This is a genomic window from Kangiella japonica (assembly GCF_039523535.1).
Taxonomy (GTDB): domain Bacteria; phylum Pseudomonadota; class Gammaproteobacteria; order Enterobacterales; family Kangiellaceae; genus Kangiella; species Kangiella japonica.
In genome coordinates, this window is record NZ_BAAAFM010000001.1 from 168,764 (window position 1) to 186,520 (window position 17,757).

General features: G+C 40.5%; 14 protein-coding genes. All 14 read right to left on the reverse strand.

Features of this window, described 5'->3' with window-relative positions; genetic code table 11:
- Positions 1-89: 89 nt before the first annotated feature.
- The 14 genes from ABD128_RS00780 to wecB all read right to left on the reverse strand — a co-directional run bounded on the left by ABD128_RS00780 (position 90) and on the right by wecB (position 17,751).
- Complete coding sequence (locus ABD128_RS00780; protein WP_343985241.1) at positions 90-1,328, reverse strand: glycosyltransferase family 4 protein; 1,239 nt, start codon at positions 1,326-1,328, stop codon at positions 90-92.
- A gap of 1 nt (position 1,329) precedes the next feature.
- Complete coding sequence (locus tag ABD128_RS00785) at positions 1,330-2,961, reverse strand: heparinase II/III family protein (protein ID WP_343985243.1); 1,632 nt, start codon at positions 2,959-2,961, stop codon at positions 1,330-1,332.
- 49 nt (positions 2,962-3,010) lie between these two features.
- Positions 3,011-5,122: a bi-domain-containing oxidoreductase gene (locus ABD128_RS00790; protein WP_343985244.1), complete on the reverse strand. Its 2,112-nt coding sequence runs from the start codon at positions 5,120-5,122 to the stop codon at positions 3,011-3,013.
- Positions 5,123-5,139: 17 nt separating this feature from the next.
- Entirely contained in the window at positions 5,140-6,279 is a 1,140-nt protein-coding gene (locus ABD128_RS00795; protein WP_343985246.1) for a glycosyltransferase family 4 protein, read from the reverse strand.
- Positions 6,276-6,893, reverse strand: a complete 618-nt coding sequence (locus ABD128_RS00800; RefSeq protein WP_343985248.1) for a CatB-related O-acetyltransferase — start codon at positions 6,891-6,893, stop codon at positions 6,276-6,278. The genes ABD128_RS00795 and ABD128_RS00800 overlap by 4 nt, the downstream gene beginning before the upstream one ends.
- A complete protein-coding gene (locus tag ABD128_RS00805) occupies positions 6,890-8,083 on the reverse strand; it encodes a hypothetical protein (RefSeq protein ID WP_343985250.1) in 1,194 nt (397 codons plus the stop codon). The genes ABD128_RS00800 and ABD128_RS00805 overlap by 4 nt, the downstream gene beginning before the upstream one ends.
- A gap of 131 nt (positions 8,084-8,214) precedes the next feature.
- Entirely contained in the window at positions 8,215-10,107 is a 1,893-nt protein-coding gene (gene asnB / locus ABD128_RS00810; protein WP_343985252.1) for an asparagine synthase (glutamine-hydrolyzing), read from the reverse strand.
- A 1-nt stretch (position 10,108) separates the two neighbouring features.
- Entirely contained in the window at positions 10,109-11,344 is a 1,236-nt protein-coding gene (locus tag ABD128_RS00815) for an oligosaccharide flippase family protein (protein ID WP_343985254.1), read from the reverse strand.
- A gap of 9 nt (positions 11,345-11,353) precedes the next feature.
- Complete coding sequence (locus ABD128_RS00820) at positions 11,354-12,418, reverse strand: DegT/DnrJ/EryC1/StrS family aminotransferase (RefSeq protein ID WP_343985256.1); 1,065 nt, start codon at positions 12,416-12,418, stop codon at positions 11,354-11,356.
- Position 12,419: 1 nt separating this feature from the next.
- Positions 12,420-13,010, reverse strand: a complete 591-nt coding sequence (locus tag ABD128_RS00825) for an acyltransferase (protein ID WP_343985258.1) — start codon at positions 13,008-13,010, stop codon at positions 12,420-12,422.
- 2 nt (positions 13,011-13,012) lie between these two features.
- Positions 13,013-13,957, reverse strand: a complete 945-nt coding sequence (locus ABD128_RS00830) for a Gfo/Idh/MocA family oxidoreductase (RefSeq protein ID WP_343986535.1) — start codon at positions 13,955-13,957, stop codon at positions 13,013-13,015.
- Positions 13,958-13,967: 10 nt separating this feature from the next.
- On the reverse strand, positions 13,968-15,248 hold the full coding sequence (gene tviB, locus ABD128_RS00835) for a Vi polysaccharide biosynthesis UDP-N-acetylglucosamine C-6 dehydrogenase TviB (RefSeq protein ID WP_343985260.1): 1,281 nt from the start codon (positions 15,246-15,248) through the stop codon (positions 13,968-13,970).
- Entirely contained in the window at positions 15,248-16,534 is a 1,287-nt protein-coding gene (gene wecC / locus ABD128_RS00840; protein WP_343985262.1) for a UDP-N-acetyl-D-mannosamine dehydrogenase, read from the reverse strand. The genes tviB and wecC overlap by 1 nt, the downstream gene beginning before the upstream one ends.
- A 95-nt stretch (positions 16,535-16,629) precedes the next feature.
- Positions 16,630-17,751, reverse strand: a complete 1,122-nt coding sequence (gene wecB / locus ABD128_RS00845) for a non-hydrolyzing UDP-N-acetylglucosamine 2-epimerase (RefSeq protein WP_343985264.1) — start codon at positions 17,749-17,751, stop codon at positions 16,630-16,632.
- Positions 17,752-17,757 lie beyond the last annotated feature (6 nt).

Here is a 17,757-nt window from a genome sequence, read left to right on the forward strand (position 1 = left end):
CGTACACATTAAAAGAGTAAAAAGTACGCCCTTGAAAGGTTCGATCGCTTTAGCTTAGAGCCTAGGCTCTCCTTGAGAATCACACATTTTTATGCCACTTGGTTATTGTCTAGGAGTTTTTCCAAAACACTTAGCATATCTGCCGCTTGCTTTTCTCTAGAATAATAAGTTGCATTTTCGGTTGAGCTATCACTATATGCTTTCAAAACCTTACGATTTTGTTTTAGGAACTGAATGGCCTCAACCAAACGTTTAGGGCTTTCTGGGGGTATGACCACACCTGCTTCTTTACTTTCAACAAGTTTAGTTGCCTCACCTTCTGGTGCGGAAATAATCAGTGGCAGCCCCATCCCCATAGATTCGAATATTTTTGATGGGATAACAGTTTTAAACAAGGGTGTATTTTTCAAATGAACAAGTGAAATATCGCACAAACTCCAAAGTTGAGGCATTTTTTCCTTTGGTTGGCGCGAGATCAAAGCTATATTTTTCAGGCCTTTTTCTTGCACCAAACGTTCAATCCGAGGTTTATCCGCTCCTCCTCCCGCAAATACAAATTTTATTTCATCATTGTCAATAAGCAGTTCTGCTGCCTCAACGACTTTATCAAGTGCATGAGCTAAACCGTGCGTACCGATGTAGCCAATAACGAATTTATCCTTTAAGCCATAAGCTTTAGCTAACCTTGTATCCTTATGTGTCACCGGTTTGTAGGTAGTAAGATCAACCCCATTCAGCACAACTTCAATTTTTCGCTTGTCAACGCCACGGTGTATAAGTTCTTTTTTGAAACTGTGAGTAACTGAAACAATGGAGTCAGCTTGACGATAAAGAAACATTTCCACTTTCTCTAAAACAGAAATAACTCTGCTTTTTTGCATAGCTCCTACAGCCGTTATTGATGCGGGCCAAATATCTCTTAGCTCAAAGACAAAAGGAGCACGCTTTAGCTTGGCGAGCGCCCACGCAGAAATAACAGTAAAAAATTGTGGGGATGTACCAATCACAACATCTACTTTTTTAGTAAATAATCCGAAAAAGAAACTGCTTATCATAAAGGACAAAAAATCGAGAGTACGCTTGAAAAAACCCTCATTTGCCGTAATGTAAGTTTTGACTCGCCACACATTGATGCCATCTAACACTTCCTTTGAAATCCATTTATTCTTATAGCCATTGAACACTTTCCCATCTGGGAAATTAGGAGCACAGGTTATAATAGTCACCTGATGCCCTTGTTTCACCCATTCACGCGTATGCTCGTAGGTTCGAGTTGCAGGAGCGTTGCCTTCTGGAGGGAAATTGTCAGTTAAAAATAAAATATGCATACTACTTTTCAGTCCATTTAAATTCGATTGTACTCTCAGAGGTGGTAAACCACACTTCTAGGCATTTGTTATTTAAGGAAAGTCCAAACCCAGGATGCCAAGTGCTATCAACCAACGCGATGTGTAGCTCAGTAATGTCTGCAATGAGCTCAAATGCCTCACCTTTTAGCATTAATAAGTTTTCCTTAAGTTTCACATCAATGGCCGGATGAATGTAAAAGCGAGCAACGGCTTGATTGAATCGTCCGGTCAGGGTGTCGGTTACTTTTAGCGTATTGTTTGTAAGTGTAAGCGCACGCTGGTGGATAGGGCCATTAAATATCTTTTTAAAACCGTTATGTGCAGCACTAAGTTCAACTCGGTTATCAACTACCTGACAATTTCTGTTCAAAACGCGAGCGCGTTTAGCAACGCGAAAGCCACTCCATACTTGTGAGGAATCGGTTTGATCAACCTCGACGGTGTTATGCGATACCGTTTTACGCTCAGTTAAACGCTTTTCACCCAAGCCATATTGTGATGTGCCTGAGTTCACAAATACGCGCTCAAGACCAATTGATAACTCAAAGGATAAGGTATCTGCGTGAGCATGCCCTGGAATATAGTCAGGACCAACATTGGCAGCATCAAATATCAGTTTACTGCTACTATGCGTAGCAACCATATAGCCACTAGGATTTGAATCAATAGTTTGCGCTACATCTATGTTCATCGGCTGAAACTCAAACCCGAGTCGTAGAGCATAACAAATAATGCGTTGTTTAGTTGGTGCAATGCCATCCACTGAGTCATTAAAAAAGCTCACGCCACCATCGTTATGCGACATTAACTCCATAAACGATAGCATTTTAGGTAGGTAATGTGCCAATATATTGAGCAAGTCGCTCGACACGCTATCTTGGTATGCTTGGCATAGGTTGTACATGTCTAGCATATCAACCAGAATCAACGCATGGTACATTGGGGACAGTTCAAAGTTGGCACCATCATCCAATGTTTGTTCAGGAATCTCCTGCAGCAACCCCTTTGTCGCAATTGTAAGCCAACGTTTATTGTTAAGTAAGACACCGGCAAATAACAGTGCTTTTAAATTGACAAAGTAGTGATTACCTAACAGGTGCCTTTCTAAGTCTTTTGATAAAAAACTTGCTTGCGCATACAAACTTTCAAAATGTCTTTGTTCTAGCGGCAAGCCCGCTTGCCATGCTTTTAATACATTCGAAATCCGCAAAGACAATGGGTATGGTTCCCAACCATTACCATGCCCCACGGGGTTTTGATCTATCCATTTATTCAACAACTCAATATGAAACGCTTGTTTCCCTTGAGCGTTATCAGCGAGTAGATCTTCAAAGTAGTGAAGGTTGTAGGCCCATAGCTTGCTATGAGACTCATCATTCCAATCTGCAGGTAAATGCAATTGCTTACTATGATTTAGAAAGATAGCAAAAAGATCAGTCGTTATCTTCTCACTGTACAAAGTGCAGCTGACCCACTTTTTGCTACGCGGCGCAAGTGTTCCAGCAAACACCTCGGTTACGGTAGGTTTACGAATCTTGTGGTACAAGCGATAATAAAACTGCGGCCAACGCAGATATTTGAGCGTATGGAAGAGTAAAAGTAGCTTTTTCATAATCACAAAAGGGGGCAATGCCCCCTTAATGCATCCTTATTAGTGTGGGTTAATTGCGTAATTGCTCAGCAATATCCACTGATACACGTGCAACTTCAAAAATTTCATATTGAGGAATTGGGCTCACACCTCCCGCTTTTACTGCGTTAATAAAGGCTTGTGAGCAGGCAGCTTGGCCTTTGTCTTGCGACCATAGATTCATTTTTGAGAAACCTTTCCAGCCAAAGCCCGTTAGTTTACGGAAGTTGTCTAGTTGTAACACTGCATCATCACAGAACACTTCAACGCGCTCTTTCGGAAATGATTTACCACCATTAGCAAAGTAGTGAATCGAGCCAACAGAGCCATCCTCAAACGTAATAGTAATAATGGCTTTGTCTTCAGTGACTGCAACATAATCATTCTCACCCATTTTAATCGCTGAGAATGACTTAATCTTAGAACCGGCTAAAAAGCGCATTAAATCAATATAGTGGCAAGCTTCACCTATAATACGGCCACCACCCACTGCAGGGTCTTGCGTCCAATGATCAGCAGGGATATCACCTGCATTCATGGTCATAATAAAGGTTTTAGGTGCTGCTTTTTTCTCTAGCAATGCTTTCATCTTTTGCACGTGTGGCGCAAAACGACGATTGTAGCCAACCATTACCATAGTGTTTGCGGCTTGTTGCGCCGCTTCTATCGCATCAATTTCAACATGATTAAGCGCAAGAGGCTTTTCAACAAACACATGCTTGCCCTTTTCAAGAGCTGCGATGGCTTGAGACGCATGCAAGTTATGCTGCGTAGCAATCACAACTGTATCTGTATTGTTATCAAGCGCCTGTTCCATCTCTGTGGACGCATTGGCAAAACCATTCTTCTTACCATGGTGTACCGCACTGATACCGCCACTAGTAACAATAGATGTTAAATTAGCGCCTGCATTTTTGAACGCCGGTATTAATACACGTGATGCATAGTTGCCACCACCAATAAAGGCAACGTTACCTTTACTAGTAGCAAAGCTCGCTTGCTCATTAAGTGCAACTGTTGCCTTGGTTAGATCAGCGGCATTGGTTTTGCTGTAATCTAAAACAATACCAAGGGATGCTCTATCATCTAGTTTTTCGTATGCGGCTTTTGCATCATCAATTGCAAAACGGTGGCTGACAAGCGGCTTGACATTCACAGCACCCGATGCCATTAAATCAAGAATCGCTTCAAAGTTGCGCTGCTCAGTCCAACGTACAAAAGCAAACGGGTAATCCTTGCCTTTATCTTCGTACTCTTCGTCATAACGGCCTGGGCCATAAGAGCAAGATACCTGGAAAGTTAGCTCTTTCTCATAAAAATCAGCACGGCTTAGCTCTAAACCAACCACTCCCACCAAGACTATACGGCCTCGCTTGCGGCACATAGTGGCAGCTTGGTGCATGATGTCATTGCTCTTTGAGCTAGCAGTAATTAGCACAGCATCAACGCCACGACCGCGAGAAAATGCTTCCGCAGCTACAAGAGCGTCTTCACCTTTTGAAAGGTCAACAACCTCTGCACCAAATTGTTTTGCTAACTCACACTTAGCAGAATCAAAATCAATACCTAGTACGCGGCAACCATTTGCTTTTAAAATCTGAACAGCAAGTAAACCAATTAAACCTAAACCTGTTACCACAACGGTTTCACCAAGTGTTGGTTTAATTAGACGTATACCTTGCATAGCAATAGCACCTAATACCGTAAACGAGGCTGACTCGTCATCTACCTCATCAGGTATAGCCGCAACTAGGTTTTTTGGTACACGCACTACTTCAGCATGATTTCCGTTTGAAACCACACGAGTGCCCACTTCAAACCCAGTATCACTGCCATCAAGCACAGTGCCTACGTTGCAATAACCGAGAGGTAAGGGCTGATCAAGTTTAGACTTTACTGCATCATAGGTTGCTGAAAGGCCATCTGTTTTCACCTTCTCAAGCACCATCTTAACCTTGTCTGGTTGCGAGCGTGCTTTTTCAATCCAACCTGCCTTACCAAAATCTACCAGCATTCGCTCAGTGCCGACCGATACTAATGATTTTGTAGTTTTAATTAACACATTGCCATTTTTAGCTTTAGGGCATGGCACATCAACTAAAGACGTTTCGCCATTGGCGAGGTTTTGTAAAATTTGTTTCAAAACATAATCCTAGATATTTAATCTTCAATTAATTTTCTTGCCATTTTAGAATAATCTAAAAGTTGCTCGGCAATTTCAAAAGAACGAGCTTGCATTATTGGCAGTTGATTGGATTCACTTGCGCTATTCAACGCTTCATATAGGCTGAGAGACTCATTCAATAACCACCCGTTACCTTTAACATAAGGTTCATGGCTTGGTACATCATCAATAATTACTGCGCAGCGCATACACATGCTCATTTGCATCGTAGCTGATTGCGTACCTGGTTGAACATACACATCAGCAGCACAAAGCAACGCCTCTAATTGTTCATTATCACACCATCCTAGATAGGTAATACGCTCATCTCTCTCTATTAATTCGAGTGCCTGCTGTTCGTTTTCATCAACTAAAATACCAGCTATCACAAGCCTAATATCATTTCTATCAATTTTTGAGAAAGCAGTTAAAGTATCGATTAATTTTTTTCGTGGTGTAAATTTACCTGTTTGAACAAATAACTTTTGCTGACTATCTAAGTTAAATTCTGCTCGCTTATTAGCTCTCAAAGAAAGAAACCTTTCATTACTGATGATATCACCACCCAATGGGAAAAAAACACACCTATCTCTAGGGTATTGGTACTCTTCGACAATAAAGTTTTCAGTTTCTTTTGATATACAGAGTATTTTAGCTATATCTTTAGCAACGCTTTTGAAAATTGGTTTATAAAAAACGTTATGCAAAATTTTGGATGGCAAGTTAAGCATGCTGTTATTTGAGTCAGTATGAGTGTCATACCATATCTTTACATTTTGATAATTTTTTCCATATTTAACCATTGTCCGTATTTCCCAGGTGCAAACACCGTGAAAAACAACCACATCCGGTTTAAAAACTACCAAACTATCGTAAAAACCATCATGTACTCTTAACTTGCGCCCAAGACTTTTAGGTAGCTTTTTTGTATATGCTAGTCTGATTACTTGTGCGCCATCGTCACCTAAATATTTATCTGGCCGAACATAGCTAATCTTACCATTAATATAATTTTCAGTAGATGCTATAACTATTACATCATGGCCCTGTTTTACATGCTGACGAACTAGCTGATTTTCTTGATAGTTAAACCCGTCAATATAGAAGCATGATAAGCAAACGTGTGCGACTTTCATAGCAAACCTCGCTCTAATAAAATACTCGCTGGGTTATCAACATTATCTGCTATCATCTTTATTTCTTCATCACCTAAATCCCACCAGTTAAGCTTTAACAAAGCTTTTATAGTTGGCTCATCAAATCTATATTTAATTATTTTCGCTGGATTGCCTGCAACTATTGAGTATGGTGGTACATCTTTAGTTACCACAGATCCCATACCAATCACTGCACCATGACCAACTGCTACTCCCGCTTTGATTAGTACCGATTCACCGATCCAAACGTCAGAGCCTATGTAAGTTTTATCAAAGTTTTTAAATGGTTTATTACCAAACAAACCACCACATCTGGCACCATTATTAGCAAGAAACGCTGGGCTAGTTGATAAGAATTGCGTGGGGTGAGAAGCGCCACCAATTACTACATTGTTCGCGATAGAACAAAACTTACCAATAGAAACGTAGTTGAAATTACAATTATAGCCGCAGTATGAATAATCATTAATTTCAACGCTATTCAATGAGCTACTTGAACCTAAATATACACCAACACCAATACAAGAGTTTTTTACAGAAGGAATATTGAGTTTTTTTATGAGTTTAGAGAATATATATTTTATATTAATCACAAACTATCCTTGCTAATGTATTTCTTATTTCTGAAAAGAATGAGTATAAACATCGATATTAACAAACCATGAGTTAGTAACGATGTAAATAAATCACTGGAAATCACCAAGTCCCTAAATGGTATAATTGTGAGGGAAATAGAAATCCATATTGGCACACCATTTTTCGCTAGGGAGTCAAAAATCTTTAAGATATACCCGAAAATTAATGAGTAAAACAAGACCCCAATAAATCCAGCATGGAGGTAACCTGAGCTTAAAAAACCGTTGTTTGCACCCAAATACGACTGTGCACTTCTTGCCCCTAATATGTAATCACCTATGACATAAGTAATTGGCTTATCATATTGATACTCTAAAACACTAGTTAAGATTGAGTTACTCCAGTAAATATGCCCAAAGTTATCAGCAAACTCAAAATACGTAAACGTTGTAGAGGCAGGAACATAAAACAACCTTCTAACCATAATCGAAGTTATTAAGTTACTATCAAATACTGTAGTTAGCATAAACGCAAACAAACAAGTTAATGAAAATGCAAATGGTATGAAAAGTAAGGAGTTCCTCTTCCTAAAGTAAAAGTAAGAAAACAAAACCAGAAACGGGAAAAAGAACACAGCCTTATGTGCTGAAACACCGAAAAATAATATTTGTACCAAAAAAAGACAGCAAAAAACAAAATACCTGCGTTTTAACAAAAAATATGACATTGCAAATATGTTAAATACCTTATAAGTCCAGACATTTAAATATGCCAAGATACCTATATTGGTTGTAGCAGAGTTTTCATCCCTGAATTCATAAACGCGCCCCATATCAAAGTTCATATTAAATATAGCGCCAGACAAAACATACCACAAAACAAGATATAGAACAGCGATCAAACAAACGGAAATGGTTACCAACTCAGAATTCTTAAAGTACGGGAATGAAATAGGTTTTATTGACTTTAGATTCACAATTAAATATGAAACTAAATAACCAAAGAGAACATAAATCAATGCCTTTGATTCTAAGCTTGGATCCAACCCCCAAATTGATAACAATGGAATCAAGACAGACAAATAAAACATCAAGAATACAAAGTCACTGAACTTTCTAAGCTTTGCACTTAATGTGAAAACAAATAAAAAAGTCAAAAACAATGAAGCCGCGTAGCGAAACGGCTGCATTTCATAATTAAACCCCATATAGTTATTACCATAAAATGGGATAATAAAATTCACATAAAGATAATCAAGTGTCAACCTAAAGAATATTATATTCAAAAATAAGACTAAAAATGATTTTGAGCGAAACAAATTAAATACCTTAATAATTTCTACTTCTTGAAATACATTTCATACCAAGAGATGTAATTAACCCAACGCCATACTTGCCAATCGAAGTGGCTACCACCCGAACTCATAGCAAGATAAGCGGCCTTTATTTCTTCCAGGTTAAGAAATGGTATGCTTGATCTTTCAATAAGCTCAATTACGTCGCTCTCTATCTGCTTTAGCCAAACTTTTTGTGGTGTTTCAAAACCTATCTTATCTTTCCTATATAATACTTCATTAGGAACAATCCCCACCATTGCTTTGCGGAATACACACTTTGTTTCACCATTGTTTGAAATTAAATAGTGTTCTGGTAAGGAAAGTAAATATTCCACAAGGGGGATAGTAAGAAAGGGTACGCGGCTTTCGATTGAAAAGCGCATTGAGTTACGGTCGCCATGCCTTAATAAGGCTGGTAATGTTCGCTTGTTCAGAAATTGTTTTAAATATTCGCTTAGCACACCTTCTTTACCTGACTGAACTGTTCTTCTATTCTCTTTAAAATGTACATTATGCTGGCGCATGTAACGACTATTCAGCCAACTAGGTTGAGAAGGCTTGCCTGTAAGTCGCCTGATAAAAGGATAGATAAAATCAGGTAACTGCGATTGGATTAGCAGTTTTATTGCATTACTCTTTGACCTATTTGGCCATTTTGCCCATTGATTCAAAAAATGTATAGCACTGGTAATTTTACCTGCTTTAAGTAACGATGCTAGTCGCTGCTCTGGATAACCATTATACCCTGCAAGTATCTCATCAGCACCTTGTCCGTCTAGGTTTACCGTGATACCAGCTTCACGTACTTTTTTAAATACTTGATATTGAGCATAAATACTTGTGCTACCAAAAGGCTCTGCATGAGTTTTAATCATGTCCATAAGTTCTGCGCTTAAGTCATTTGAACGTGGATAGACTTTGTGCGGGATAGCATTAACGTATTCATTTACCTTATCCACCCAAACTTCCTCTGAACGCTTTACATCTTCAGAAATGTAACTAAAAGTGTGTAAATCTGAAGTGGGTAGCACTTCCCTAACAGCACAAGCTACTGCTGATGAGTCTAAACCTCCGGATAAAGCTACACCTAATGGCACATCACTTCTCAAATGTAACTTTATGCTTTGTAGAAATAGCTCTCTTACCTGTTCAGCAGCCTCATCAAAACTGACATCTCTTGGTTGTATTTTTTCAGGGCTCCACCAAGTTTTTTTCTCAAAAATTAGCTTATTATTACTGTCAAAAGAAATTGTTACTAACTCCGCAGGTCTCAATTGCTCTATGCCTTTGAAAAAAGTTTGCTCGTTGCTATCATATTCATTAAAAACTAGATAGTCATAACTTCTTTGCAAATTTGGTTCAGCTTGATCGACCGCCAATTCTAATAAAGGCGGAATCTCAGAACAGTATGTAAAGTCATTTTCCGTTATGGAAAAATAAAATGGCTTTATCCCAAATGCATCTCTTGCGCAATATACTTTGTTCTTTACAAAATCATATAGCGCAAATGAAAACATACCTATGAATCGCTTTAATGCATGTTCACCCCAAGCTATCCATGCAGTTAACAGCACTTCTGTATCGGTTTTAGTATTGAAGTTATAACCTTCTTTTTCTAACTCAGCTTTCAACTCTAAATAATTATAAATTTCACCATTAAAGACCAAACCAAAGCGTTCATCTCGAGAGTACATTGGTTGGTGCCCTGCTGTGGTCAAATCAATAATTGATAAGCGCGTGTGTCCTAGCAATGCGCTTTTATTATGGAGTGATTTGATTTCCATGCCCTGATCATCTGGGCCGCGATGATTGATTAAAGAAAGCGCTTTATCAATTTTATCTTTTTTATTATGCAGTTTACCTGCTGACCAAACACCGCCTAAAATTCCACACATATTATATTCGCTTCGCCCCAATTAATATAAAATAAAAATACAGAAAATACATTAAAACATCCGCAATTACATACGCATGCAAAAAAGCATCAAAATCACCATTATGAAATAAGAAATACAATGAGACTATTACAAACAAATAAATCGCTTGCCATAAAAATCCAAGCTTTAAATTTTTCTCGATAGCCATCACCATACTTAATGGCGTAACCATAAACCTTATTGCAACAGAAAAGCTGATAACAGCTGCATAACTCCCAGCCACACGCCACTCTTCACCAAATACAAATCCGAATATAAACTCACCATAAAAGTTTAAAAGTAACACAGTGAAAAGTGCTGGTATTAAAAGCACTCTTACCAACTTCAAAAGCTGATTGACAGTATTATTCTTTTCAGCTGTAATTTTTTGAAGTAGTACTTGTGAAATTGCAGCAGATACCAACGCGAGAGGCCCGCCAATAATTCTGTATATAAAGCTGAAATAACCAGCTGCTGTGCTGTCAAATATCTTATTGACAAAAATCACTGGTGATTGGAGGCTGACAGTATCAACTAACGCACCAGGAGCCGATATGAGCGGGTATTTTTTATACATCTTAATCAGTGAATAGGTCCTTAATAAGTTATATTTTAAAGAAGTTTTCCCCTTTAGCCATTGAATATAAGTTTTTGACATAATGGTTAGATGAACTGCCTGTCCTATTACATGGCCTAAAACTAATCCTAGCGAGCCGCTACCGTAACTTGCATAAGTTATTGAAGTGGAAACATTACCAACTGACTGAAACACTTTACCTTGTGCGATCAATTTAAATTTTATAAACCTGTTATTGAGATAGTTAAGCGACTGACATACGCCCATAAGTGCCACAGATACTGGTATTAGATAGATCATATTCAGAATTGCATCGTCTAAATACATTTCTAATTTATCATTCAGTAAAACTAAGAAAACAAAAATCAACATAGCATTAAAAATAGAGAGCGCCATCGTTAATGAGCATATCCTAAATGCATCATTTTCTGACTTTGGTTGCATTATCGCAAATTCCATTCGCCAGCCAGCGACAATGCCAAATATTGCTGTAATCGCGACCACGACACCAAGTTGACCAAATTCAGCTGGCGTATAAAGCCTAGTTAAAATTGGACTTAATAATATAGGTAACGCTTGAGCTAATGTTGTTCCTGTTAGTAAGGTTAAAACCCGTTTAACAAATATGTTCTTTAGCAAATTAATAACCTACAGATACCCATGCATAGGCAAACTAAATACAGTTTTAGCCAGTTTCTCAGCAATAGGGAAGTCTCCTGGTTGGTACTCCAGTCCTTTAAAAGCACTCTGCTGATGCATGCAGGTACCATAGTAAATCATAGTAGGTACGCCTTGCTCTTTGTACTTGGCCATTGCCGCATCTCTATCATCCGAGACCAATGTATATTGCGCCCATGAGCTTAGATACCCTTCTGGTACCACAGGAGTTATAAAGGTCGTAGCAAGATTTTTATCATAGTTAGCTGCTGCAGCATTCCTTGCAATCAGCTCTGTCGGAAACTCTGCCAACTTCTCTAATAATACAGCAGCCTGTATGGTGTCTAAGCGACTATTCATGCCAATACGGACATTGTCGTACTTGTCCTTGCCTTTTCCGTGCACTCGATACGACTTTATTAACTCGGCATACTCGTCATTGTTCGTAAAAACAGCGCCACCATCGCCATAGCACCCTAACGGCTTTGCTGGGAAAAAGCTCGTGGTAGCAATATCACCAAAGCTTCCCGCTCTCTGACCATTAATCGCGCCACCAAAACCTTGCGCGGCATCTTCCACAAGCTTCAGGTCATACTTTTTAGCAATATTCTCAAGCTCTGGGTAGTTTGCGGGTAAGCCAAAGAGATCTACAGCTATAATGGCTTTAGGAGTTAAACTCCCCTCGGCTATGACTGCCTGTATGCGCCGCTCTAGGTCAATAGGGCAGATATTGAAAGTTGATTCGTCGGAATCAACAAATACTGGTGTAGCACCTTCAAAAGCAATAACTTCTGCAGTTGCAAAAAAGGTAAAGGTCGGGCAGAACACGGCATCACCCGGCTTAACATCGAGCACCATCATGGCAAGCGTTAATGCATCTGTACCGTTACCACAGGTAATGGCGTGTTTTACACCAACGTATTCAGCAAGTTTCTCTTCAAGCTCCTGTACCTCTGGCCCCATGATATAGTGACCATGTTCTAATACGGCTTGAATGCGTTTGTCTATTTTTGATTTTAAATGTTGATATTGTGCTTTTAAGTCAATGAACTGCATATTATGTCTCGTCAACCAGCGTTAATGTACGACCTGAGAGTTGATAAACATCGCCAGTATGAGGACAGGTCACTTGCCCTTCTCCTTCTAGCGGTAGCTCAAGCCTTTCACCATACTTACTTATCCAGCCAATGTGTTTTGCCGGTACGCCAACCATCAATGCAAAGGGCTTAACATCGCTGTTCACGACAGCGCCAGCCCCAACTAAAGAATAACAACCAATGGTTACTCCGCAAACAATGGTACAGTTCGCGCCTAAAGTAGCGCCTTTTTTTACCAGAGTATCGCGGTACTCCGTTTTACGTTCAATAAAAGAGCGGGGGTTATAGACATTAGTGAACACCATGCTAGGGCCACAGAATACATCATCCTCCAAGTGTACATTGTCGTATACCGAGACGTTATTCTGAATTTTGACGTTATTTCCTACCGTTACTCGGTTGCCAATAAAAACGTTCTGACCTAACGAGCACCCTTCCCCAATCTTTGCACCGCCACAGACGTGAACGAAGTGCCATACTCGTGTGTTGTCACCTATTTCAGCACCCTCATCAATAATCGCCGAAGGGTGTACTTGATATCCCTTACTCACGATTATAGAACCTTGCTTAATAATGGGTGGGCCTTATCGCCTGCTTCGGCTATGGGTTGAACGCGTATTTTTTCAACGGTCTCAATAGCAGCACGATTCTCTTCGACACCAAAACCATGGTCATTTAAAATATTCTGGTAACTTTGCGTATGCAAATCGGTGAAACCTCCCGAGAACTCAAGCTCTTCATCACCGATTGTGATGCTGCGGTAGGTTAGCTTTTCTCCAGCTACCGCATTCTCAGGTAGGTTATTGGCATCAATCGATAGGAACCAACGAACGCGGGCTCGATCATACTGCAAATAACCACTCGCCGTTTTGTCATCACGGTAATGCACTTCATTTGCTAAAAGCTTTCCAAAAACAAAATGCAACATGTCATAAAAATGAACACCTATGTTAGTCGCCACACCGCCTGACTTTTGGTCAAAACCTTTCCATGACTTCATGTACCACTTCCCGCGAGAGGTCATATAGGTTAAATCCACGTCAAATACATGTCCCGCAGGAGCCGCATCAACCTTTTCTTTTAACGCAATAATTGATGGATGCAAACGTAACTGCAATATGGAGTTTACTCGTGCGCCATATTTTTCTTCATATGCTTTGAGTTCATCGAGGTGTTTGCTCTCTAACACCAATGGCTTCTCGCAAATAACATCAATGCCATTTTTGAGCGCATACTTTATATGAGCAATGTGCAAATAGTTAGGCGTACAGATAGAGATATAATCCAGTTTTTTTCCCAGAATAGTTTGATCGTCAACGAATGCTGAAAAGTCTTCGAATTCTGTAAAGAACTCAGCATTTGGAAAGTGACTATCCATAATGCCCACAGAGTCATTCACATCCATGGCGGCAACCAGTTCATGGCCAGTATCCTTTATCGCTCTTAGGTGACGAGGGGCGATATAACCAGCGGCTCCAATAAGCGCAAATTTCTTCATCATTCGTTTCCTATAACCTTAAATCTGACTCGTGAATATCTAAAACATGCTTGACGTCATACAGCACATGTTCAGTCTTACCTAGCTTACGAATAGCTTCAGCACCCATCTTTTTGATATCGCTGTGATCAACAGCAAGAACAATCGCATCATAGCTATTAGGAGACAGCTCGGATATTAGCTCCACACCATATTCATGCTTAACTTCATCCTTATCTGCCCAACAATCATAAACATCAACCGACATGTTGAAATCTTTTAATTCTGTAACGACATCGATAATCTTGGTATTTCTCACATCAGGACAATCACCTTTAAAGGTAAAGCCTAAGACCAAGACCCTTGCATCATCAACATGAATCTTTTCTCGAAGGAGCTTTTTCACTAACTGAGTAGCTACGTATTCACCCATGCCATCATTAATTCGGCGACCGGCAAGAATAACCTCTGGTCGGTAACCAACTTCCTGAGCTTTGTAGGTCAAGTAGTAAGGGTCAACGCTGATACAGTGCCCACCAACAAGCCCAGGTTTAAATCGTAAGAAATTCCACTTAGTCCCAGCGGCATTTAGGACTTCTTCAGTATCAATACCGAGTTTATTAAAGATTTTTGCAAACTCATTAATAACGGCAATATTTAAGTCACGCTGAGTATTTTCGATAACCTTCGCCGCCTCAGCAACTTTGATAGAGCTCGCTAAATGAGTGCCTGCGGAAATGATGGATGCATAAAGACTATCGACAAACTGCCCAACCTCAGGCGTGGAACCTGAGGTCACCTTCATGATTTTAGTTAAGGTATTAACCTTATCACCTGGGTTAATGCGCTCAGGTGAATAACCTGCAAAGAAGTCTTTATTGAACTCAAGCCCTGACACCTTTTCAATAATCGGAATACAGACCTCTTCGGTAGCCCCTGGATAAACTGTTGACTCATAAATCACAACATCGTCTTTCTTAACAAACTGACCAAGCAACTCAGAAGCTTTTCGTAACGGAGTTAAGTCCGGAGCATGGCTGTCATCAATTGGCGTGGGTACCGTCACAATGTAAACATTGCATTCAGATAAATCTTGTTTGTTACTGGAAAAAGACAAATGTTTAGCACTCAAAAGCTGCTCACTTGAAACTTCCAGAGTCGAGTCACGCCCCTTCTCAAGCTCCGCAACACGAGTCTGATTAATATCAAAACCCAATACTGAGTACTTTTTACCAAATTCTACCGCTAGAGGTAGGCCTACATACCCCAGGCCTATTACTGCTATTCTTTTATCTGTAAAGTTATTACTCATTACCAAATACCTTTAGTATCGATTAGATAGTCAGACTCGAGGGCAGTCCGTTTAAACTCTTTGTGGTCGACTAGCATTAGATGAATATCCGCGCTGTCCTTTGCTTCCTCAAGAGACGTAAGACTTAATCCCTCTAAGCTTTCTGGTAAGGTTTCTATATTCGGCTCAACGGCTAATACAGGTCCAGAGTGTAACTCCTCAACTTGCTTAGCGATATTTAAGGCAGGGCTCTCTCGAAGGTCATCAATATCTGGTTTGAACGCTAAGCCATAACAAGCCACTGTCACGTCTTTTGCCGTTTTCGTGGGGTTAGCCTGCAAGAAGTCTGCGATAGCGAGTTTCACTTTTTCAACCACCCATTGAGGTTTGTCATCGTTAATGCGGCGAGCGGCATGAATCAATTCAGCCTCTTCTGGTGTCTTGCTGATAATAAACCATGGATCAACGGCTATACAGTGACCACCAACACCCGGCCCAGGTTGCAAAATATTAATTCGAGGATGACGGTTAGCAAGCGATATTAGCTCCCAAACATTGATATCCAACTTGTCACAAATCACTGAAAGCTCATTGGCAAAAGCAATTTGTACGTCACGGCATGAGTTTTCAGTTAGCTTAGCCATTTCTGCAGTACGAGCATTAGTCACAACACACTCGCCTTCAACAAAGATTTTATACAGTTCTATTGCTCTAGTTGAGCAGGCTTCGGTCATTCCACCTATCACTCGGTCATTAGATACGAGCTCTTCAACAACACGCCCTGGTAATACTCGCTCTGGACAGTGTGCGATATTCACATCAACGTCCGCCGTAAATTCGCTAGTCAACGATGGGAACACGAGGTCAGGACGAGCTGACGCTAGCCAATCGGCCATCTGCTCGGTCGCACCTACCGGCGAAGTTGACTCGAGAATCACTAAGTCACCTTTTTTTAAGACAGGTGCAATCGACTCACTGGCTGCTTTGATATAACTTAGGTCAGGTTCAGGGATTACGGAGTCCCTTTGGTTTTTATTAGAGCTTTTAAAAGGCGTCGGCACTGCAATTAAAAAAGCATCCGCAGGCTCGGGCTTAGTCGTCGCCTTGAAGTAACCGTCTTTAACCGCGGTGCTAACGATGGTTTCTAGGCCTGGCTCAACAATATGAATTCTGCCTTGGTTTATGGTGTCGACGGCTTTTTGGTTAACGTCGACACCGATAACGGTTTTCTTGCGTGATGCAAACATGGCTGCCGTAGGTAGGCCAATATAGCCAAGCCCTACTACTGATATTGTGTTGAATGACATCGTTTTCCTTGCTTCTAAATTGATGGTTCTGATTCAATCAGTTCTAATTAAACTTTTCATTGGCTGACTTTAAAGTCAGTCATTCATAGTAAGCGCTAATTTGAACTCGCTAAAGCATCACAGATACGCTGGCAAGCCTTACCGTCACCATAAGGGTTATGCGCTCGACTCATCGAAACATAAGCCGCTTCATCCGTCAGTAATTCGTTTAGTGAAGAGGTAATCTTTTCTACGTCAGTCCCTACAAGCTTGACCGTACCAGCATCAACCGCTTCAGGGCGCTCAGTCGTGTCGCGCATAACAAGAACTGGTTTACCCAAACTTGGTGCTTCTTCTTGAATACCACCCGAATCCGTAAGGATAATATGTGAGCGATTCATAAGGTACACAAAAGGTAAATACTGTTGTGGCTCGATGAGAGACACATTATCTACATCTTTAAGGATACGGTTAACGGGCTCCTGAACATTCGGATTTAGATGTACCGGATAGAGAATCCGTACGTCTGGATGTGCTTTTGCTGTTTGAGCAAGGGCTTCGCAGATACGCTCAAAGCCGCCACCAAAGCTTTCACGGCGGTGCCCCGTCACTAAAATCAGCTTTTTGCTCTCGTCAAGCATCGGGAATTGAGCCGCTAGCTCTTGGCTTAGCGACGCATCACCTTCAATCTGCTCTTTAACCATTAAAAGCGCATCAATCACGGTGTTACCTGTTATGTAAATATGCTCTAGTGGGAAGTTTTCCTTGATGAGGTTCTGTTTTGAGTTTTCGGTTGGCGCAAAATGATATTTGGTCAACTGCCCCGTTAATTTGCGGTTTGCTTCTTCTGGCCAAGGCGAATAAATATTACCTGTGCGTAGGCCAGCTTCTACGTGACCGACGGCAGTTTGCTGATAATACGCAGTTAAGCTCGCCGCGAACGTCGTCGCAGTATCGCCATGAACCAGTACCACGTCCGGCTTGAACTCTTCTAGAACAGGCGTCAGCTCTAATAAAATACGGCTAGTCAGCTGTGGCAACGTCTGTCCTGCCTGCATCAAGTCTAGGTCATAATCCGGTGTCAGCTTAAAAAGTTCTAACACTTGGTCAAGCATCTCTCGGTGCTGCGCAGTCACACAAACCTTAGACTCAAAACGGCTATCATTATTTAGCGCATGCACTAAAGGAGCCATTTTTATTGCTTCGGGACGTGTCCCAAAAACAGATAAGACCTTCATATATAA